Below are 21,008 nucleotides of genomic sequence, written 5' to 3'. Positions count from 1 at the left end.
TCTCGAGCGGACACTTGTCATCCGCTTCGTCGCTCGTATGCCCGCAGCAATACTCATGAACGTGTGTGTTTATGGTTGTGGGGGGAGAAGGATAACGGTCGGTTTGGCGCTCTGAGAACTCAGCAATTTCCTCCATTTGAGGTGCGATGCCCGTGAAGTAGACATCCGGTCCCCTCCTGCCATCGAATACAACCGTGAGTACGCCGTCCGCGTCCTGATTGAAGCGGGTTTTAAACTTGCGCATGTAGTCGCGTGGATCTTTGGCGGGGATGATCGCTTCAACCTGCCCGATGGTTGTTTTACCATCCTCTCCGAGGAGAGCACAGATTCTGCGTGCAGTCCTCGCATTGCCTTGCGTTAGGTCGTCGAGGCTCTCGAGGATCCTGCGGACGACGTCGGCTGGGAGTGGGCGCCCCGTGGCGTTTGATGAGGGTTGTGTCATTGTTCTTCCTCCCGCTGCGTGATGGTGCGTTTGAATCGATCGATAAAGCCGTTGATGAAATGAATACGTTGACGTGTGGTCGTTTGATCCGCATAGGAGCTTGGATTTGAAAGATTTCCGCAGTACATCACCGATAAGTCGGCTTTCAGGTGTTCAGCAAGCTCGTCGAGGGGGGTGTCCTCCAACAGGATGGGTAGCGTCTCGATCAGAGGTTCGCCGCGGAAGGACGCGATGTCGTGGATTCTGCGCAACGGGGAACTCAGGTAATTGGGTGTGATGAGTTCCATGATGTAGTCTGCAGCTGCGTGCTTATCGACTACTTGCGCGTCGAGTGCGAAGGCGGTGACGATGTCTGACAGGCGGCGCCACTGGATGTCGTAGTCCTTGAAGATGGCAAGGTTAACAGTCAGTCTGGTCATGAAGTCGTCAACGAGTTCCAGATCCTCGTCGGCGTAGGCGACGAGGATCGTAGTGGACGTGTTTTCCGCGTGTGGCAGAGAGTTGGTGCGAGGGTGCGTTCGCATCGCAGTGCAGAAACGGTCGAGGTGAGTGTTGTCACTGTGGACGTGCTTGGCGGCCGTGAGAGGTTGCTCGCGTCCTTGAGGGGGGCAGATGAAGTAGATGAGTTTCGTTGTGTCGTCGACCTTGAGTCGGAGGTGCTTATGGAGTGCGAGTTCGTCGTACAAGCGCATCAAATCATTGCGACCAGGTTTGTAGAGCTTGCCGTCGGAGGCCTTGTCCGTGAGTGCGTTGATGGCTCGTGCTAGAGGGCACGTGCCATTCCGATCTAGTGCGTCTGCGAGGTGCTGGAGGTCTTTGTGCGTCGCCGGATCTTCGAGCGGGTACTTCTTGACGAGTTCGCGCACCTGCTCTTTGGACAACTGACCCTTGTATTGGATGTCGCACATGTGCCTGTCCCTTCAATGCTGTACGTGAAACGGCTGACGGGGCCGTCATGAATTTGATGGTGTCGGCACGCGGCCTTTTGATTGGACGACGTATCTCTCGACAGTGTCGGCGGAGTGTGGTGTTTCTTGACACCCGGTCGATCGTGGGTGCTTCATACCTCCCTTGGTAGAACATCTAAGCCAATAATGGCATGATGCTGTCCTGATTGCAAATCGCACGGCTTGATTGGTTGTTTAAAAGTTAATTAGTGAGATCACTATCGAAATCGTAGGAAACTGCATGTTGCTCGCGGGGCGAGTTTTCGCCTTGCTGGTGCGGGAACATCATTGATCGAGGAGATCTGGCGCCCAAATCGCAGACCACCTCGACAAAAAGTGCCAAAAACGGGCTGTTTAGGAGAAGTGGTCTGCACTTTGGGCAAAATAGCGTCTGCAGCGTCTGCCGCGTCTGCTGGCGGCGTGCTCGGCGCATCCGAATCGGCTATTAGACACGTAACCCCTTGATGCGCATGGGAACCCCTTAATGTGCGCGTGGGCGGCCATGCCCACGCGCGACCGACCGGATCAACGTGCGAGTGGGAGGCCCCCGAGCATACGCGGGGGAGTTGCGTGCCGTTTGCTCAGCATGTCAAGCCCGAGACGGCGGCTTCTTCACTGAGGAAACGGCAAAGGCATCTGGAACTAACCCAGCAACACGTGCAGTCCCGCAACGCACAACCACGGGGTTCACCGTCTACGCTCGCGCGCAATGCAAAAAGGTGGCCCCCGCTCGCATGAGCGGGAGCCACCCCTTCAGTCATTCAACCGATGAGTGAAGCCTTCACTTCGTGGCGATCACGCGGACACGCAGGTTCGCGGACACCTCGGGGTGCAGGCCGACGGTCACCGTGTAGTCGCCAGCAGCCTTGATGGGCGAAGCGATGATGACGCGACGACGATCGATGGTCTGACCCAGCTGCTCCTTGACCGCGTCAGCGATCGCGGCAGCGGAAATAGCGCCGAAGAGACGACCGGATGTGCCCACCTTGCCGAAGATCTCAACAACGCCGCCCTGCAGCGTGTCACGCACGACGCGGGCATCGTCGATTGTTGCGATCTCGTGACGACGGCGAGCAGCGGCGATCTGGTCGATCTGCTTCTGGGCGCCAGCGGTCCACTTCGCGGCGTAGCCGCGGGGGACCAGGTAATTGCGGGCATAGCCAGCCTTGACCTCGACGACGTCGCCGGCCTGGCCGAGCTTCGGAACGTCGTGGGTGAGGATCAGTTTCGTGGTAGCCATATCAGCTGTGTCCTTCCCTTATCAGCGGCCGGTCGTGGAGTAGGGCAGCAGAGCCATCTCACGCGCGTTCTTCACGGCGCGAGCGATCTTGCGCTGCTCCTGCGTGGAAACACCGGTCACGCGGCGAGCGCGAATCTTGCCGCGGTCCGAAATGAACTTACGCAGCAGAGCGGTGTCCTTGTAGTCGATCTTGTCGATCTTGGCCGACTTCAGCGGGTTGGCCTTCTTCTTGATGGGCTTGTTGCGAAGTTGAGGCTTCGCCATGATGGTCTCCTAGTAAATCCGGGCGGGCACTCCCGCCCCAAGCGTGGTGTCTTCGACGTGGCGCAATCCGGCGCGGGAGCCGGGGCGCGCGACTTTAGAACGGGGGCTCATCACCGAAGGACGTGGAGCCGCCGGAAGGGGCGGAGCGCCACGGATCCTCCGCAGAGCCGCCGGTCGGTGCGCCGTAGTTGGCGCCACCCTGGCCATATCCACCCTGCTGGCCGCCGCCGTAACCACCGCCCTGGGGGGCTGCCTGCTGGTAGCCGCCCTGCTGCTGGCCGCGGTTGTCGGACTGGTAGCCGCCACCACCGCTGGGGGTGGTGCGGGTGACCTGCGCGCGTGCGCGACGCAGGGAGGGGCCGACCTCGTCGACCTGCAGCTCAACGACCGTGCGACGTTCACCCTGCTGGGTGTCGTACGAGCGCTGGGTGAGGCGACCCTGAACGATGACGCGCATGCCCTTACGCAGCGACTCGGCGACGTTCTCAGCGGTCTCGCGCCACACGGAGCAGCGCATGAAGAGGGTGTCGCCGTCGCGCCACTCACCGGCGTTACGGTCGTAGGTTCGGGGGGTGGAGGCCACCGTGAAATCGGCGACCGCGGCACCGGACTGCGTCCAACGCAGTTCGGGGTCAGCGGTCAGGTTACCGATGACAGTGATGACGGTATCTCCGGCCATGTCGGCTCCTCGGGCTTAGAGGGTGTGGTGTCGGCTCAGTGAGCGTCGGGGCGCAGGAGCTTCGTACGGAGAATGGTCTCGTCGATGCCCATGCGGCGGTTGATCTCGAGAGCGACCTCGGGGGTCGTGGTCATGTCGATGACGACGTAGATGCCCTCAGAACGCTTGAGGATGTCGTAGGCAAGGCGGCGCTTGCCCCAGATGTCAACGTTCTCGACGGAGCCGCCGTTGGCAGCCACGGGCGCCAGGTACTTCTCCATCGTGGGGGCGACGGTGCGCTCGTCGATCGAAGGATCGAGGATCACCATCAGTTCGTAGTTACGCACGTTGGTTCCCACCTCCTATGGTCTTTGCGGTCACGGACGGTCCGTGACAGGAGGGCGTTGCGTAAGGCCTTGGGGGCCTGCTGGACCGCCCACGGGTGCGGACAATCCAGCTGCCCAGTTTACACGGGTGGGGGCGTGTCCGCCAGGGAATTTCCGGTCACGGTGGGGTACGCGGGGACGAGGCCTGGGCCGGTAACGCGGCAACTCTGACGCTGGTGCAGCGTCGTTTGGGGACGAGGCCTGGGCTGGCCACGCGCACGCGGGCCGGTAACGCGAAAACTGGCGTGGGGGCGAGGACTTTCCCTCGGCCTCGTGAGTGGCGTTAGAGTGAGCGAGCCCCGTACCCGTTTGTGAGTGCCCGCATACCCGTGTAGACGGCCGAGTAGGCGAGCCACACGAGGGCGAGGGCCAGGGATGGGGTGGACGCGAGCGTGGCGGAGTGGGCGATCAGCCACAGGAGGGGCGCGTAGACAACAAGGTTGAGGACGGACACGCCAGCGAGGTAACGTCCGCGGCCGGCCCCGATGAGGATCCCGTCCAGGAGAAAGACGTAGCCGGCGACGGGCTGGAAAACAGCGCTGACAATGATGGCGACGGTCGCATAGTCAATGACGGTTTGGTCGGTCGTAAAGATGAGCGTGATCCACGGTGCGGCGAAGGCCAGGACGACGCCGACGGCGACGCCGAAGCTCACGCCCCACCGCGACAGGGTGCGTAGGATGGGCTGGATCGCGCCGCGCTGGCCGGTGCCCGACGCGAACCCGGCGAGGGCTTGAGCGGCGATCGCGAGGGCGTCGAGGACGTAGGCGGCGAAGCTCCACAGGGTCCACACGATCTGGTGGGCGGCGAGGGCCTGGGTGGAGATCGCGGTGACGGCGCTCAGGGTTGCGAGGAGTGCGACGCGCAGGGCGAGGGTACGCACGAGGAGGGGAGTGCCTTCGACTGCAGCGCCAACGAGACCGGAGGTGGAGGGACGCAGGCTCACCCCCTGGCTTCGGGCGGCGCGCACGATGATCCACGCGAGGAAGACAGCCATCAGCGTCTGCGTGATAGCGGTGCCTAAGCCAGAGCCGGCGACCCCGAGTCCGAGCGGATACATGAGCGTCCAGTTGGCTACTGCGTTGAAGGCGGCGCCCGCGGACGCGGCGACCAGCGGGGTGCGCGTGTCTTGGAGTCCGCGCAGCGTGCCGGTGGCTGCCAGGACCACGAACATGCCGACCAGGCCGGGCGCGGAGGCGCGCAGGTATGCCAGGGAGTGTGGCAAGGTGGTGGCGTCGGCCCCCAGCCAGGAGAGCAGGGGAGAAGCGAAGAGGGCCAGGAGGACCGCGGCGACGACGCCGAACCCGCCAGCGAGCCACATGGCCTCGACCCCGGAACGCAGCGCGAGGTCGCGTCGGCCTGCCCCGAGGTGGCGTCCCGCCAGCGAGGTAGTCGAGTAGGCCAGGAAGATGAACAAACCAACCGCCGTGTTTAGGACGGTCGCGGCGACACCCAGGCCTGCCAGCTGCGGGGTGCCCAGGTGTCCGACCATCGTGGAGTCGATGACGGTGAACAGCGGTTCAGCGATGAGCGCACCCAAGGACGGTAGGGCCAGGGAGAGGATTCTCTTCGTCGTGATCGTCGGCATTGACGAGGCCTTGGTTCCCTCATCGGAGGATGGCGAGGTCTGCTCGACCCACTCGCGATTGCTGCTCATAACACGCTCCTCTGTTTGTCCACAACATGTGCACAGGCCTGTGGAAAGCGGTGCACACGGAAATTGTAGGTGGCTCAATGAATGACAATGATGTGACTGTGATGAGCATATCTGCCCTGACAGGGCGGTCATTTCGCCCTGTACACAGGCGGATTCGGCGTTGTGCACAGGTTATCCACAATATGTGCACATGTTCGTGCACAGTGCCGGTCGCGCGAACCCATGCAACGCGTTAGTCTTCGCCTGACGGCTCCCTATCCACAAAGTCCGCATGCTGCGCGGACCCGCGTGAGGGACCCCAGCCTCGGCCCCACCCGCCCGCAAACCCGAAAGGATCACGATGCCCGACGATCAGTTCGACCGCGTCCCCCCGCAGGACATTGACGCGGAAATGAGCGTCCTCGGCTCGATGATGCTGACAAGTGAAGCCGCCAACGCAGTGTCAGAAATGCTGCGCGGAGAGGACTTTTACCAGCCCAGGCACGAAACCATCTTCGACACGATCATTGAACTCAACGGTCGCGCTGAACCCGCCGACGCCATCACCGTCGCCGGCGAACTCAAGCGCGCGGGCGCCCTGTCCAAAGTGGGTGGCGCCGCCTACCTGCACAGCCTCATCGCCTCCGTGCCCACCGCCGCCAACGCCACCTACTATGCGCGCATCGTGCGCGAGCGCGCCATCATGCGTCGTCTCGTCGCCGCGGGCACACGCGTCGTTCAGCTCGGCTACGCGGACGCCGGCGGCGACGTCGACGAGATCGTCGACCAGGCCCAAGCCGAGGTCTACGCCGTCTCCGACGGGCGCGAAACCAGCGACTACGTGTCCATGGACAAGATGAGCACGGATATTCTCATCGCCCTCGAAGACATTGAAAAGAACCAGGGCAAACTCAACGGTGTCCCTACCGGCTTCACCGACCTGGATGAGCTGACCCAGGGCCTACACGGCGGCCAGATGATCATCGTCGCCGCGCGTCCCGCCATGGGCAAATCTACTCTCGCCCTGGACTTTTGCCGCTCAGCGTCCATGAGACACGGCGTCACCTCCCTCATTTTTTCGCTGGAAATGAGCACACAGGAAATCGCGATGCGCCTGCTGTCCGCCGAGTCCGGGGTGCGTCTGTCCAAGATGCAGGCCGGCAAAATGAACAGCAACGAATGGCAAAAGGTCGCCGAAACCTCCTCGCGCATGAGCGCTGCGCCCCTGTACGTCGACGACTCCGCGAACATCACCATCTCCGAGATCCGCTCCAAGTGCCGCCGCCTGAAACAGCAGGAAAACCTGGGCCTGGTCGTCATCGACTACCTCCAGCTCATGACGAGTGGCCGCCAGGTCGAATCCCGTCAGCAGGAAGTCTCCGCGATGTCGCGAAACTTGAAGCTCCTGGCCAAGGACCTCGACATCCCCGTCATCGCCGTCGCGCAGCTGAACCGTAACTCCGAGGGCCGCACCGACCGCAAGCCCATGATGAGCGACCTGCGTGAGTCCGGCTCGCTCGAGCAGGACGCGGACATCATCATCCTGCTGCACCGCCCCGACTACTACGACAAGGAAGACCGCCCCGGCGAGGCCGACATCATCGTCGCCAAGCACCGCGCGGGCGCGACCGCGACCGTCACCGCTCTCTTCCAAGGCGACATGGCGCGCTTCGTCAACTACACGGGACGCCCCGAGCCCGGCGGCGGCGGAGAGTAAGGGGCTGTTTGCCCGGCCGCCCGCCTGATCTCCGACCGCCGCGGGGCCTGTCCGCCCGCTCGCCGTTGGCGCTGCATGTTGTTGCTTGTGGCACCGCTGATGTTCCGGGCGCCTTCGGGCCCGGCCGCCCGCGAGATCGCCACACGCGAGCCTACGGCTCGGAGTGGTCGATCTCGAAGCCCGCCCGTGCCCTCCGGACCCTCCGGCGCCCTCCACACCGGTGGGGTCGCGGCGGCCTCCAATCGGGCGGTACTTGGTGTGCATGTACTTGGCCTGGCCCTGCCGCCGCCCACGGGCACCGCGGCCTGGACTACTCACAACCCTCTCACAACAAACGGTCCGAAAAACCCAGCCCCCTCCAGTGGCTACGGTCGTTGTGTCATGGTTTCCCAACAATGTCGCATGCAATTCCCCTGCCGCTCTTTCAAACTTTGAATTCACATCGTTGAAATTCCAACGTTTTCAGACGTTGTTGAAACGTCAGCCAATCGAATTGCATGCGAAATATCGGGGTGCGTTACCTCATGGGGCCAAAAGGGGAGCGTGCAGGGTGAGGTCCGGTTCCCTATCCCGGTGTGCCCGGTGTGCCCGGTGTGCCCGGCGTGCCAGGCCTTTTCTCAGTCTCGGTGCCAGGCGCGCGCCAGGCGCTTGGTGCGCACGGAGGAAACTAACCAGTTTGCGCTCAGACACGCCAGCGCCACCCACACGACGCCCATCGCAACCCAGCGGATCGTCGGCACGCTCTCGTGAAAAATGAACACGGCGACCAGGAGCTGCAGGGTAGGACCCAGATACTGCAGGAACCCCATCGTTCCCAAAGTCAATCCTCGCGCCGCCGAAGCGAACATGATGAGCGGGACCATCGTCAGCGCACCAGCGCCCACCAGGAGCGCCAGGTGAAAGCCCCAGGACACCCCGGCCTCGTCAGTTGAAGCGGCGATCACGTGGAACGACGTGGAGGACGTGGCCGCCAGGAACGCGTAATAGCCGATCAGGAAAGGAGAGACGGCAGCTGTCTCAATCACCATGCCGGCGAGCGGATCGACCCTCGTAGCCACGTCCTTTTTGACGAGGGAATACAAACCGAACGTCAGGGCGAGCGTGAGGGAGATGATGGGGACCGCGCGCTGCCCGATGATGAGAATGACGACGGCAACGATGCCCAAAGCCAGGGCGACTTTCTGGATGGGGCTGACCCGCTCGCGCAGCACGACGAGGCCCAACGCAACCGTCACGAGAGGGTTAATGAAATAGCCGACCGCCGCGTCCGTCGTGTGGCCGCTCATGACCGCGTACACGTACACCGACCAGTTGACGACGATGAGCGCGCCCGCGACGGCCAGACGCCACAGCGCCCCCCGATCCGCGATAAGCGCGCGAACCTTGCCGAGCGAACCCGTCAGCGTCAGCGCAAGCAAGCAGAAAAACAGGCCCCACACCGCCCGGTGGACGATCACCTCGACGGCGCCAGCGGGGGACAACAACGAGAAGTACAGGGGGAAAAACCCCCAGATCAGGTAGACGATAACGCCGAGGGCGAGGGCGCGTGGGTCGTTCTTCTGGGTGCTCACTCCCCTAGTGTACGGAGCCGCCGCGCGCCCTGGCCGAGACGCTCATTGCTGCCCGTCCGTGTCGCAGACGTCGTGCTCCGCGAGGTAGTGTCCGATCACGTCGTCGGGTAGTTACGTTTCCGTCCACCAGGCGTGGAGAATCCCGCCGCCCAGGAGAAGGCTTCCAATCGCTACGATGTACGGCTTCACGATCAGTCTCATAATGAGGCAGTTTGTTCATTCCGACGTTAACCCAGTCAGCAACCGACGATCCGAATCAACTGTCGGCCATGCCGTCGATTATTCCTGCGATGATGTCGTCACCTGCGGGATGGGGTGGCAGACGCCGACTGGCACATGACCGCTGTTCTTGGCGTTCATGTCGTCGTTGAACTGTTCGGCGAGCTGGACGTTAACAGCGTTTTGGTCGTCGGCGTTGGCGAAAGAATTGTCTGCGTTTGTCAGAGCGTACGAGATCTTGGACATGATCGTCGATGCCTTACCAAGCGCCATGGTCATGGAGGTGACCTTGGATACCAGCTTGTCCTGGTGGCGAGAACCCGAGTCGGGTGCCCACACTCCCGCAGAGTAAAGGGTCTCCGACGCGGAGGCCGCCTTGTCGATGGCGCGCTTGACTTCTTCACGGTTCCACGAGACGCTCATTGCTCTCCGTTCGTGTCGCAGACGTCGTGCTCGGCGAGGTAGCGTTCGATCACGTCGTCGGGTAGTGGTGTGCCGTTCTTATCCAGCAGGTTGTGGCGCTTGCAGAACTGGTAGTGAGCGTCGACGAGGCGGGGGAGCGGGAAGGGGAGGAGATAAACAAGACCTACGACGATCGGAGTAATGAAGCAGAGCGAGAGCACTGTGATGACCGCGTCAGGAGCACCGAGTTCGCTCGCAACAGCGAGAGGCGCACCCAAGATCAGTGAAATTGCGATGAGGGGGCGCGTGACGGCCTGAGAGTTTCTCCCAATCGCTGTGGCCGAAGAGATCCGTCTCCACATGATGGCTAGGGCGGAATCCGTGTACGTTTCCGTCCACCAGGCGTGGAGAATCCCGCCGCCCAGGAGGAGGCCCACGATCGCTGCGATGTACGACTTCATGATGATGCTCCCCAGTGGAATAGGTGACTGATGCCAGAGTTAGCGATGTCGGAGAACGTTGAACCCGCCCAGCTTCCGGCCATCCCGCCGACCACTCCTCCGATGATTCCCCCCGCCAAGACTCCCAGGGGTCCACCGAAGGCACCGATCGTGGCCCCCAGCTGGGCGCCATAGGTGGCCCCGGCCCACCCGAGCGCACCTGTCGTAACTCCCTTGACGCCGGCCCGCGTGATCTTCTCGCCCTCGCCCATCTCCGGATGGTTGTAGGAGTCGGACTGGTAGGAGTCGTAGGCGGTGAGTGCCCCGTCAAGGACTGCCATTGCGCCGCCGGCGATCTTGCCTCCCTTTTCCAGATTGCGCAGCACGCCAGGCGGCTTGGGGGCTCCGCCGCCACCGGGACGCATCCCCGCCGGCTTCCAATTCGCGAGGTCGCCGGGAGCGGTGAGCTTCTCCCACCTCGATAAGCTGTTGAATTTCGGTGGCTTACGGTAGCTGGCGTGATGACGGAACAAAAATGCAGCCCTCGTCGTGTCGGCTGCTGTCGAGCGCAAGCCCTGTCCCCACTCGATGGTCTTCAGGACCGCGTGCCTGTCGCCGAGAGGGGGAACGACAATGCCGACGAGCTGGTCGAGGACGCCTCCGAGCGTGGCATCCCACCAGGAGGCGTCAATGGCGTCGAGGGCATCGGAGAGTTCCCATTCCCCCGCGTCATAGCAGCTGGTGTTATATCGCTCTCGATCGTGCAGGGCGTTAAACTGGTCGATGCTGTACTGGGTGGCGTTGGCCCTGAGTGTCACGGTTGTCGAGGTCCCGCTTGTGGTGACGCTCATCCCAAAAGTGGTGGCATCTTTCGCGATTGCGACGTACTCGTCGCGCACCCTCGCCATCCCGTCGTGGGCATTGCGAAGCGCTTGGCGCAGTTTCGCCACCTGGTCGTGGAGGTCGTCGAGAACCTTCTCCGTCTTATTGAGGTGATCGTTGGCGTAGAACACCAATTCTGCCGTCTGGACGTCGATCTGGTTCCGTGCCTCTCGCGTGTCCGTGCTCGCCGAATCGAGTGCTGTCAACAGGGGGTCGAACTGTGCGTCCGCGGAGGACAGGGAATCGACGTTGATGGGGAACGTCCACGAAAACGATCGCGCGGGGGAAGGTGGACCGTTTGGCACGTTGATAGACGGACCTTCGGGCTGGGAAGTGACCGGACATACTTCAACGAGGTTCTGATTCGAGGCCATGATGATCTTTCGCGTTAGCGCATCGACATGCTGCTGCTCCACACTATATTACCGTATGGAAAATTGAGTAATGTTCCGTCAGGATGTGGTTTGCCGGCGAGGAAACTACGAGCGGGAGCCTTTCGGTGTGCCGGGAGGATCCCCGGCCTCGAACATGAACGGGGGTGGGAACCCTCTCGGATTCCCACCCCCGGTGCACAGGCGTGCGCGGCGCGTCAGTTGGAGTTCTTCATGAAGTTCCACGCGATGACGAGGACGGCACCCACCGGCTTGTTAGACGTGGCGACATCACGCAGCTCACTTTGCGACAGGTCGGCCCCGTACTCCATGAAACCACCGAACCCGCGGACAGCCTGATTGACCGCATCATCCGTCGCCTCCAGCAACGTCAGGTTGCCGTAGGTGCGGATGGTCGACACATGCCACCCAGTGGAATCCCTCACCGTGAAAATACCCAGGCGCTCCGGATTAACCAGGCCCTCAGTAAAACGCACGGTCTGGCTCTTCCTGCTCGAGCTACGCGAACTGTACCCGTAGCCAAAGTCCGGATACGAGTACGTCACCGTGTCATCGTTGAACGAGACCGAGAAGTCGCCCGCCGTGATCGACGTCGTCCCAAAGTTCACGATCGAACCGCCGTTGACCTTCGTGGAACTCAGACCCCAGTCGATCTGAACGTTCGCCCCGATCCCGTTCGTACCCATGCCCCGACCCGAACGGGATGAGGACGAACCGGTATCTCCATAAACCGCGGCGATGCGACGCTCAGGCAGATCCAGGAAACGATAGAAGTCCTTGTCGGACATGCTGGCCCCGTCACGCAGCGCATCCACCATGCCAGAGACAGCCTCCTCCGGAGAGGACGCCCCCTCAACGTCGGTGAAGTCAGCGTCGTAGTGAGGCACGACCGAACGATCACTACCCAACGTCTGCTCAGCCATCGTCATCGAAGGAGACAGGTACCACCGTCCCCCCTCGTTGACGGCGACGAGCGTCAGCTTACCGTCCGGGAACGAATCCAAAATGTTGCCGTAGCGCATGATCGGGTTGAAATTGATCTTGTCCCTCAACTCGTCGAAGAAATCGTTCTCCCCTTGCGTCAGACTCGTCCCCTTAGCCTCCGCGTAGCGCGAACGGAGTTTATCCGCTAGCTCCTGCCTGATCACAATGTCGCCCGTCCACTGAGTGATGCGGATGAGAGCAATCTGATCTGATTTCTCATCGACCGTATACCTCATGTCCGACTCGGCGATGACGATCGCTTCTAGGTACTCCTTGAGTGCCTCAGGACTCGTCATCTTCGACCAATCCGTACCACCGTCAGCCTTGTAATCCTGCTGCCATGCCGTCGCGGCAGCGAGCTCCGAGGGCGGCAGGGCGCTTGCGAGCGACTCCAGTGACTTGGTATCGAAAGCGTTTTCGATGCTCGCAGCCAAGTCGTCGGGGGTCGAGTAGCCGCCCGACGGGAAGAGGACGCGGGTGATCGCATACGCTCCACCGCCGATGACGACCAGGGCGGCGACAATGATCATGGCGAGTAGAGCCATCGGCTTGTTGCGCTTCTGGGCGGGCTGCGGGAGCATCTGGCCCGAGAACTGGTTCACCTCGGGAGGAGGGGGCATTTCGCCCGGAAACTGATTCACCTCGGGAGGAGGGGGCGTCTGGCCCGAGAACTGGTTCACCTCGGGAGGAGGGGGTATTTGTCCCGGAAACTGGCCATTATTTCCCGGCTGACCGCTCTGGTCGCCAGAGTATTGGTTGGACATCGTTGGCACCTTTCACCTATGGGAAGTAATTACCGATTGTGCACCGTCCCTGTGTGGATAGCAAGTATCCAATGTAATACAGGCATGAGATGCATCCTGGCCTACAACCGGCCCTCCCGCAGTACAAAGCTCCGCAGCGGCAACGCCACGGTGCGCCCTACTACGCCAAAGAAAAAGCGCGACACCTCAGGCGGTGTCGCGCTGGAAGAACAGGGGGTACGCGAAGTGCGCGCCCCGAAGCGGCTCAGGCGCGCGTACGGGCGATCGAGAGGATCGCGGGGGAGAGGATCAGGGCGGTCAGTGCGACAACAATCGCGAGAACCGCCGACGCGACGGAGCCAACATGGAGCGCAGCGGCCATACCGAGACCCGCAAGGATGACGATGAGGGCGATCAGGACGGAAGCCGAGGTGGTGGCCTGCGCCATGGTGGGAGCGGTTTCGGCCTTGACGATTGTGTTCATGGTGCTCTCCTTCGCAATATTTTCGCGCGGAAACGCGAAGCGCGCCCCGCACGCCAGCGTGTTATGTGGGCCGGTAGGCCCGCCTCGCCCAGGTGGGCGAGCGCATCAAAAAACGGGGCCGACATGTGGTCGCCCCCGTTGGTGCACCACCAATGCTAGGTCCAAATAACCGCACGGTCTATACCGCACAAGCACTTGTAAGGGACTGCACAGGGATCGCGCGGGCGCGCCACGAAAGAGACGGTTATATCGAGGAAAAGCTGCGTCGAAGAGCACCAAGAAATGGCGCGCTCATGCACGTGTGCCCGAGTGGGGAATCCACTCGGGCACACAGCCTCACTCGGCTCGTGCCACATTCTTGGCATGGAGGCCCTTCGGCCCCTCAATCACCTCAAACTCGACCTTCTCGCCCTCTACCAGAGTTCGGCGTCCAGATTGGCCGACGATGTGTGAATAGTGCACGAAGACGTCGCCAGAGTCGTCATCGGGAGTAATGAACCCGAAGCCTTTGGCGTCGTTGAACCATTTGATGGTCCCGGTTGCCATGGGTCCTCCTTCGTGTTCGCCCCAACGCTGGGGCATCGACCGGTCCCGCCTGCGGAGACCAACGCGATCCCGCCCGCGAGACCCGTCGCCTCTCACGCGTCCGCGCAGCGCGCGAAATCACACTCTTACGGTACCGCACTTCAACTCAAAATGTGTCTGACCTGCGAAAACATGATGAAGAAATTGTCGGTGTGGCGGCGCTACTTGTCTGCGCTCAGGCGAACCGGGACGATCGCCTGCACGTCCTCTCCTTCAAAGGGCACCTTCCCTATCGCCACGTCCACCCCGAAGACGCGAGCGAGGGTGTCCGCATTCATGACGGTGGACGCCGGACCCACCACGGCCTCGTGCGTGGAAGAGAAAAGCGCGACCTGATCCGCGACGCGCAGGGCGTGCGCCGGATAGTGCGTGTTCATGATGACTGCGAGACCTCGGTCCCGCACGAGACGCTCGAGGAGTCCCAGGACGATCAGCTGGTTACGGAAGTCGAGGCCGGTTTCCGGCTCGTCGAGCACGAGGACGCGCGGGTCGGCAACCAGTGCCCGGGCGATGAGGACCATCTGGAATTGGCCGCCCGACATGGTCGCGCAGGGCGTGTCGGCCAGGTGGGAGGCCCCCACCTCGTCGAGGACGTCGTGGGCCATGCGCTCCTCCCGTGCGCCCGGCTGGGCGAGGGTACGCATGTGGGGGGCTCGCCCAACCATCACCATCTCGAGGCCGGTGAGCGCCACGTTGGAGGCGTTGCGTGCCTGCGGAACGTAGGACAGGACGCGGCCCAGCGCCCGGGTCGACATCGACGAAATGGGGGTGCCGTCGATGAGCGTGCGGCCGCTATCCCACTTCTGCAGGCCAATCATGGTGCGCAGCAGCGTCGTCTTTCCCGCGCCGTTGGGCCCCAGGATCGCCAGGAGCGAACGCCTAGGCACCTCGAAGGACACGTTCGTCAGGATCGGGGAAGGGGCACCCGGATAGGTGAAGGTCGCGTCCTCGACGCTGATCATCGCGCTCCCCCCGTCCGACGCAGCAGCACAATAAAGAAGGGCGCACCGATGATGGCCGTCAGGATCGAAATGGGGATCTCCGAGGCCGACAGGGATCGCGCGAGCGTGTCGATAACGATCATGAGCGCCGACCCGAGCAGCAGCGAGACCGGGATGACCGCGCGATTGTTCTGCCCGCACAGCATGCGCGCGCAGTGCGGCACGAGCAGGCCGACCCAGCCGACCTGGCCGCACATTGAAATGACCGAGGCCGTGATGACCGTCGAGGCGACAATGAGGACGGCGCGCATGAGGGACACGTTCACGCCGGCCGATCGGGCCTCATCCTCCGACAGGGAGAGAATATTGAGCTGCCAGCGCAGCGCCACGATGACGACAACACCCGCAATGATGAAAGGAGCGCCCAGCGCGATCTGGTGATAGGTGACCGCTGCGAGCGAACCCATCAGCCAGTAAGTGATCTCGGGAAGCTGACTCGTCGGGTCGGCCGTCAGCTTCAGGAGCGAGAGGACCGCGTTCGCCAGGGCGGAGACGATGACCCCGCCGAGCACGAGCGTGATGACATTGAAAGAACCCGTGCGCGTGCGCGAAATAGCCGTCGTGAAAGCCATCGTCGCCAGGCCCGCCGCGAGGGCCGCGGCCTGCACGCCGATCAGGTTCCAATCCAGCAGCAGTGCGATCACCGCGCCCACGCACGTGCCCGCCGCGACGCCCAGGGTGTCCGGCGTGGCCAGGGGGTTGGAAAACAGTGACTGGAAGGACGCGCCCGCGACGGACAGACCCCCGCCGACCAGAATCGCCACGATGATGCGCGGCGCGCGCAAGTCAAACACGACAGAGTTAACGCGCGGAGACACCGCAGGGCCTCCCCAGAACCTCGCGCGCAGCGCCGCGACCACGTCCTCCAGAGACACAGAAAAACGGCCAATCAGCATGGCCGCCGCCGCGCACACAACAATGAGAACGACCAGCGTGGGAACCACCCACACGCGCAGCCGCCCATTCCTGGTCAACACAGACGTCATGATGTCCTCTCCCCGACGCTTACCGAGCGTCTCACGCACAAGGTGCCCCGGCCTCGTCGATGGAGGAGACGAGGCCGGGGACAGGAATCAGGACGCGGCGTCCGGGTTGACGATTTGACGGGCCTGCTCGTCCGTGAGCGTGAAGTTGTACATCTGCTGGTAGTAGTCCTTCGTCATGGCTACGAGATCAACGTCGGAGAACTGCTCCGGGTACAGGGACGCGCCGATCCAGTTCGCGACGATGGGAGCATCCGGGTTGGGGGTGAACCAGTTCCACATGCCCAGGCCCGTGGAGTAGACGCGGCCGGACTTCACGGAGCTGAGAGTCGAGAAATCTACGCCCTCAACCGAGTTCGACAGGACGGAGTTCGCCGTCATATTCGACATGCCCTTGCCCGTGACGAGGAGGACCTGAGGATCCCACGTGAGAACCTGCTCGAAGGTCACGGGCGTGTGCGATGTGTCCGTGTCGCGCGAGACGTTCGTGTAGTTCAGGGAGTCGGCCCATTCGTTGGTGAACCAGCCGTCCTTGCCACCTGCGACCGCGAGCTGACCGTCGGCCGCGCCCATGAGCACCATCGTCGAGACGCGCTGGTCCTCGGGGACCTTCGCGGTGCGCGCGCGGGCGTCAGCGACCAGGTCCTTGCCGAGCGCGATCTTATCGGCCATGTGGCCGTCCTCGTTAAAGACGTCCTCCAGGAGCTCCATCCACTCCGTGTACGTCTCCGACGGGTTCCCCATCGTCGTGAAACCAACGGCCGGGATACCGGCCTTACGGAACATCTCGGCATGTTCCTTGTTGAAGGCGTTGTAGAAGACAACGTCCACGTTCAGGTTGAGCAGAGCCTCAGCGTTAAGCTCGCCCTTGTCGTAGTAGCTGGTATCCACCTGCATCATCTCGGGCGCCATCTCGGCCGCGATCGTCTGGCTCATCGCCTTGACGCGGGCGGCGCTCATGCCCACCAGGTAGGGGGCCTTGCCGTCGAAGTACGCCAGGTAGGTGGATTCGATCGGGATCTGGTCGATGGCGACTCGGGTGATTGTGGCGGGCAGGGTGACCTCGTTGCCCGCATGGTCGGTGATTGTGCGCGTAGACGAGGCCGAGGCATCCTGGGCGGTGGCCCCTGATTGGGCGGCGGACCCGGAGCCGCCCGCGCAGGCGGTGAGGGCGAGGGTGGCGGTGGCCAAGATCGCGGTCAGTGTGGCGAGGGGGGTTTTCATTGCGTCCTCTCGTGTTCTAGGGATTACGAGGGAGATACTACACAAAATTAGGTATTCCTCACAAGGGTAAGTGTGGCATTGTGAACGGTGTTATTTCTTCGTATCTCGCTGGTGCTGTCGTTGCGCGAGACGCGGCCACGGCCTCGTCGATCCTCTTGCGGGGCAGGGGGACACAGATGCACATGCCCCCTCATAGTCTGACAGTGTCGGGCGCGGGGCCCGGCATGAGCGGAAGGAGTCGCAGATGGGTGACACGCTTGACCTGGAGCGAGCCCTCGTTATCGGGGTCGCATCCAGCGCCCTGTTCGACCTGTCGGAGTCGGACGCGGTGTTCCGCCAGCAGGGGGAAGAGCGGTATCGGGAGTATCAGCGCGAGCACCTCGACGACGTGCTCGAACCGGGCGTCGCCTTCCCCTTCATCCGGCGCCTCCTGGACCTCAACGACCTCTCCGAGGACGAGCGTCTGGTTGAAGTGGTCATCCTGTCGCGCAACGACCCCGAGACGGGAATGCGCGTCATGCGATCGGTCCAGCACCACGGGTTAGACATCACGCGCGCGATCTTCATGCAGGGGCAATCGCCCTACCGCTTCATGGAACCGCTGCGCATGTCCCTGTTCCTCTCGGCGAACGAAGATGACGTACGCGAGGCTATCTCCTTGGGGTTCGCCGCCGGACGTGTTGTGGGGCGCGCCGTGGCCGACGATGGGGGCACTGACCTGCGCATCGCCTTCGACTTCGATGGAGTGCTGGCCGATGACTCGGCCGAGCGCGTGTACCAGAGTGGAGGTCTGGAGGAGTATCAGGAAAGCGAGAGTGCCCTGGCTCAGGTGCCGCTCTCGCGCGGCCCAATGGCCGATTTCCTGCAGAAGATCAACCGGATTCAAGGGCTAGAGGACGCCAGAAGCGCCGATGATCCGGAGGGCTACAAGCGTCGGGTGCGCGTCGCTGTCGTCACTGCGCGCAGCGCCCCCGCCCACGAGCGGGCGATCAACTCGATCCGAGGGTGGGGTCTGAGCGTCAACGATGCGTTCTTCCTGGGAGGTATCGACAAGGGACCGATTCTGGAGGTGCTACAGCCGCACATTTTCTTCGACGACCAGCGTCGCAACGTGGACGGTGCCGCGCGCTCCACCCCGAGTGTCCACATCCCCTTCGGGGAACTGAACGGGGCGTAGAAAAGCCTGTTACTCCGCAGCCTCCTCGGCAGCTTGTGCGATTGTGATGGAGTGAAATAATTCAGACACTGCAATCATGACGATTCTCAGTGATCGTACCTGGGGCGCATTTTTGAGGTTGTCAAACTGCTCGTTGCTGAGTTTTGTTGGGACCACTGACTCAAAGAGGATAACGCCATGTTTCACTGCTCCATGGTCCTCGTCAAGACGTATGCCGATAACACTGAGAGGTTCCATCGTCAGCTCGAGAGCCTCTGCCTGCTGTTGAGTGAGTGGAGCGGCCCTCTTCTGCCCGTTACTCTTCTTCCTTGCTTGCCATAGTTCGTTGCGTGCGTCGCTTGATGAACGGAAACGGCGCTGTACGTGTCCCTCTTCCCAAGCAGCACCGAGGTACCCAACTTCGGTCTCCTTGTAGAAGCTTCTCCCAAGTTTCTCGAATCGCGGGTTACGTGAGCGCCTCGCCAAAGGAAGAAAGCCGCAAGCGGTTCCATCGTCAATGTGACCGTAGACTGTGACGCGTGTCCACTCGTCCCATAGGGACAGCTCGTGACATAGTTCCTGTGCGAGACGCCCAAGTACCTCTCGCATGGCGTCCCGTTCTAGTAGGTTATCTGCCTCGAGTTGGGCTACCTTATCCCGTTCCCGCTGTACGTCGATCTCAAGTTGTGCCAACTTCTCCTGGTGTTCAGCAACCTCATGCTCGTTATCGTGATCGCGCTTCCTGCCGAGAATGGTTCCGACGAAGAGACAACAAACGCCAAGAAACAAGAGTCCCCATTGGACACGTCCGTCTACGAAGCCTGATGCGCCGATCAGGAGAGCACTGAGCGTGTTGAGAAGCTCTGGAGCGCAGTGGATAACCCGACGAATGATTCGTGCTGCGCTCTCTTCAACGCGTCGGTACCGCATGAGCCTTAGGCTCCGGTGAACATGGAAGAATTCTCCGCGAGTTCTGACTGACTGAGGTCCTTGGCGTAATCACTGTCTTCAGTCAGGGTGACTTGCGACATGTCAGCGGTAGCCTTGAGGAGCTCGCGTGCAACCCTCTCGGCCTTCGCCCACGAGTCGCACTCAAGCTCAACGAACACGTCCACGCGCTGGAAACCAGCCCACGCCTCAAGCGGGTCATCCGTGATGTATGCGGCGACGTGCCGAACTCCGCGCGCGAAAAACTCCCGCTCCGCCAGCTTAAGCAAATTACTGCGGAAAGCGACAAAGAGCGAGAAGGCCTCAGATGCCTTGAATGTCAGACATGCTTCCACACGCTGAGCCATCATTCATCCCTTCCTACCAAGATAAATGGGATTGTAACACTGATTGAAGCTCGTGCAGCGATTCTTGTCCTCAACGTTCCATGTTCCGTGGAGTGCTGACTAGGGGTGTGCGTGAGACCCTATGGTCGGCACCCGGCGGCGTTCGCAGATGCGGGCGGGGCCTGGGAGACTAGGCACATGAGTAACCACGCGCGCAACGCCCGCCCCCTCACCCCCGTCGAGGTAGCGACCGCCGGCGCGCTCTCAGGCCTAGCCGTCACCTTCGGCCTCATCGCCGCCGTCACCCCCGTCTTCCAGCTCCTCTTCCAAGTCGCCACAGCCGTCCCCCTCGCCATGGCCTCCCTCAAGCTGCGCCCCCGCGCCTCCGTCGCCGCCTTCGCCTCCACCGTCCTACTCGCCACCGCCGTCGGCGGATTCGCCACCGCCGGGCGCTCCTTCCAAGCCGCCCTCATCGGCCTCATCATCGGACACCTCCACAAGAAACGCGCCTCCTGGGCGGCTGTCAGCGCGGTCGCCGCCGGCCTCGGCGTCGTCTGGGGGGTGGGTACGGGACTCGCCTTCTGGATCCTGGCCGACCTGCGCGTCCTCGGACTCGAAAGCATCCGCAAGAGCCTCGACGGCCTCCTCACCCTCATCGCGCACATCCCCCACACCGGAGGCCTCGTCGAGGCTGGCCATCAGCTCGGCCAATGGTTCGTCGACTGGTGGTGGGTGTGGATCCCCATCACCCGATTCATCGGCGTCGCCCTCCTGGTCCTCACCGCCCGATGGCTCCTCGGCGCGATCCTGCGCCGCATCACGCTCGACCCCGGGTGGGACCCGCTCCTGGACGCCCCCACCGACCCCGGCGCTGACGCAGGCGACGCGGCCACGGCCTCGTCCCCACTACCCCTGACCCTCACCGACGCCGCCTTCACCTACCCAGGGGTTGACCACCCCGCCCTAAGCGACGTCACCCTCACCCTCGAAAGGCCCGAATACACAGTCGTCGTCGGACCCAACGGATCAGGTAAATCCACCCTCGCCCTCCTCCTCGCGGGCGCAAACCCCAGCGCGGGCACCCGCACCGGCGGCGGCATGCTCGGCGCGGTCGGCGGCACCGCCCTGGTCGGGCAACGCACCGAACTGCTGGTCCTCGGCCAGCACGTCGCCGAAGACGTCACCTGGGGCATGAGCGAACGCGACATCGCCACCCTCGACCTGGACGCACTGCTCGAGCGCGTCGGCCTGACCGGCCTGGCCGACGCCGACCCCCGCTCCCTCTCCGGCGGGCAGCTCCAACGCCTCGCGCTCGCGGGCGCCCTCGCCCGCTCGCCACGCCTGCTCATCTCCGACGAATCCACCGCCATGATCGACC

21 protein-coding genes and 1 pseudogene are annotated in these 21,008 nt (G+C 62.7%); 3 read left to right on the top strand and 19 right to left on the bottom strand.

Going from position 1 to position 21,008, the window contains the following annotated elements; translation table 11 throughout:
• Positions 1-115: 115 nt before the first annotated feature.
• The 7 genes and pseudogenes from RYL44_RS10220 to RYL44_RS06320 form a co-directional block, all read right to left on the bottom strand.
• A pseudogene (locus tag RYL44_RS10220) lies at positions 116-442 on the bottom strand (hypothetical protein); the annotation flags it as partial.
• The gene (locus tag RYL44_RS06345; protein ID WP_314975432.1) at positions 439-1,350 is read right to left on the bottom strand and encodes a hypothetical protein; all 912 of its coding nucleotides are present in this window, start codon (positions 1,348-1,350) and stop codon (positions 439-441) included. The pseudogene RYL44_RS10220 and the gene RYL44_RS06345, both read right to left, overlap by 4 nt.
• Positions 1,351-2,170: 820 nt before the next feature.
• The gene (rplI, locus tag RYL44_RS06340) at positions 2,171-2,629 is read right to left on the bottom strand and encodes a 50S ribosomal protein L9 (RefSeq protein ID WP_073983773.1); all 459 of its coding nucleotides are present in this window, start codon (positions 2,627-2,629) and stop codon (positions 2,171-2,173) included.
• A gap of 21 nt (positions 2,630-2,650) precedes the next feature.
• Positions 2,651-2,893, bottom strand: a complete 243-nt coding sequence (rpsR, locus tag RYL44_RS06335) for a 30S ribosomal protein S18 (protein WP_007589142.1) — start codon at positions 2,891-2,893, stop codon at positions 2,651-2,653.
• Positions 2,894-2,987: 94 nt separating this feature from the next.
• A complete protein-coding gene (locus RYL44_RS06330; RefSeq protein ID WP_314975431.1) occupies positions 2,988-3,572 on the bottom strand; it encodes a single-stranded DNA-binding protein in 585 nt (194 codons plus the stop codon).
• 35 nt (positions 3,573-3,607) lie between these two features.
• A complete protein-coding gene (gene rpsF / locus RYL44_RS06325) occupies positions 3,608-3,898 on the bottom strand; it encodes a 30S ribosomal protein S6 (RefSeq protein WP_009058013.1) in 291 nt (96 codons plus the stop codon).
• A 322-nt stretch (positions 3,899-4,220) separates the two neighbouring features.
• The gene (locus RYL44_RS06320) at positions 4,221-5,594 is read right to left on the bottom strand and encodes an MATE family efflux transporter (protein ID WP_314975430.1); all 1,374 of its coding nucleotides are present in this window, start codon (positions 5,592-5,594) and stop codon (positions 4,221-4,223) included.
• Between the two features lie 340 nt (positions 5,595-5,934).
• Between RYL44_RS06320 and dnaB the strand changes: the two genes are divergently transcribed.
• Positions 5,935-7,290: a replicative DNA helicase gene (gene dnaB / locus RYL44_RS06315; protein ID WP_073983788.1), complete on the top strand. Its 1,356-nt coding sequence runs from the start codon at positions 5,935-5,937 to the stop codon at positions 7,288-7,290.
• A gap of 617 nt (positions 7,291-7,907) precedes the next feature.
• Here the strand turns inward: dnaB and rarD are convergent.
• From rarD to RYL44_RS06265, 10 genes are all read right to left on the bottom strand, one after another.
• Positions 7,908-8,861, bottom strand: a complete 954-nt coding sequence (gene rarD / locus RYL44_RS06310) for an EamA family transporter RarD (protein WP_314975429.1) — start codon at positions 8,859-8,861, stop codon at positions 7,908-7,910.
• 279 nt (positions 8,862-9,140) lie between these two features.
• Positions 9,141-9,503, bottom strand: a complete 363-nt coding sequence (locus tag RYL44_RS06305; protein ID WP_314769649.1) for a hypothetical protein — start codon at positions 9,501-9,503, stop codon at positions 9,141-9,143.
• Positions 9,500-9,943, bottom strand: a complete 444-nt coding sequence (locus tag RYL44_RS06300; protein ID WP_314975428.1) for a hypothetical protein — start codon at positions 9,941-9,943, stop codon at positions 9,500-9,502. The genes RYL44_RS06305 and RYL44_RS06300 overlap by 4 nt, the downstream gene beginning before the upstream one ends.
• Positions 9,940-11,178 carry a hypothetical protein gene (locus tag RYL44_RS06295; protein ID WP_314975427.1) on the bottom strand — a complete coding sequence of 413 codons (1,239 nt, stop codon included), beginning with the start codon at positions 11,176-11,178 and terminating at the stop codon, positions 9,940-9,942. Before RYL44_RS06295 ends, RYL44_RS06300 begins: the two co-directional genes overlap by 4 nt.
• Before the next feature lie 215 nt (positions 11,179-11,393).
• Positions 11,394-12,800: a hypothetical protein gene (locus tag RYL44_RS06290; protein ID WP_314975426.1), complete on the bottom strand. Its 1,407-nt coding sequence runs from the start codon at positions 12,798-12,800 to the stop codon at positions 11,394-11,396.
• Positions 12,801-13,188: 388 nt separating this feature from the next.
• Positions 13,189-13,407, bottom strand: coding sequence for a hypothetical protein (locus RYL44_RS06285; protein ID WP_073983778.1), 219 nt, complete (start codon positions 13,405-13,407; stop codon positions 13,189-13,191).
• Positions 13,408-13,743: 336 nt separating this feature from the next.
• Positions 13,744-13,953, bottom strand: coding sequence for a cold-shock protein (locus RYL44_RS06280; protein ID WP_314769639.1), 210 nt, complete (start codon positions 13,951-13,953; stop codon positions 13,744-13,746).
• 200 nt (positions 13,954-14,153) lie between these two features.
• Positions 14,154-14,954 carry an ABC transporter ATP-binding protein gene (locus RYL44_RS06275; protein ID WP_314975425.1) on the bottom strand — a complete coding sequence of 267 codons (801 nt, stop codon included), beginning with the start codon at positions 14,952-14,954 and terminating at the stop codon, positions 14,154-14,156.
• The gene (locus RYL44_RS06270) at positions 14,951-15,979 is read right to left on the bottom strand and encodes a FecCD family ABC transporter permease (RefSeq protein ID WP_073983781.1); all 1,029 of its coding nucleotides are present in this window, start codon (positions 15,977-15,979) and stop codon (positions 14,951-14,953) included. The genes RYL44_RS06275 and RYL44_RS06270 overlap by 4 nt, the downstream gene beginning before the upstream one ends.
• A gap of 87 nt (positions 15,980-16,066) precedes the next feature.
• Complete coding sequence (locus tag RYL44_RS06265) at positions 16,067-17,200, bottom strand: ABC transporter substrate-binding protein (protein ID WP_314975424.1); 1,134 nt, start codon at positions 17,198-17,200, stop codon at positions 16,067-16,069.
• A 244-nt stretch (positions 17,201-17,444) separates the two neighbouring features.
• On the opposite strand from RYL44_RS06265, the gene RYL44_RS06260 reads away from it, so the two are divergent.
• The gene (locus RYL44_RS06260) at positions 17,445-18,377 is read left to right on the top strand and encodes a 5'-nucleotidase (protein WP_314975423.1); all 933 of its coding nucleotides are present in this window, start codon (positions 17,445-17,447) and stop codon (positions 18,375-18,377) included.
• Positions 18,378-18,386: 9 nt separating this feature from the next.
• Here RYL44_RS06260 and RYL44_RS06255 read toward each other — a convergent pair whose 3' ends face one another.
• Entirely contained in the window at positions 18,387-19,286 is a 900-nt protein-coding gene (locus tag RYL44_RS06255) for a hypothetical protein (protein WP_276740863.1), read from the bottom strand.
• A gap of 5 nt (positions 19,287-19,291) precedes the next feature.
• The gene (locus tag RYL44_RS06250) at positions 19,292-19,654 is read right to left on the bottom strand and encodes a ubiquitin family protein (RefSeq protein WP_276740865.1); all 363 of its coding nucleotides are present in this window, start codon (positions 19,652-19,654) and stop codon (positions 19,292-19,294) included.
• 174 nt (positions 19,655-19,828) lie between these two features.
• Here RYL44_RS06250 and RYL44_RS06245 point away from each other — a divergent pair.
• Positions 19,829-21,008: DUF2232 domain-containing protein (locus RYL44_RS06245; protein ID WP_314975422.1), on the top strand; the 1,180-nt coding region annotated here is incomplete at its 3' end.

The sequence above is a fragment of the Actinomyces bouchesdurhonensis genome, assembly GCF_963540955.1.
GTDB lineage: Bacteria > Actinomycetota > Actinomycetes > Actinomycetales > Actinomycetaceae > Pauljensenia > Pauljensenia bouchesdurhonensis.
This window is presented reverse-complemented; position numbering and strand designations above follow the sequence as displayed.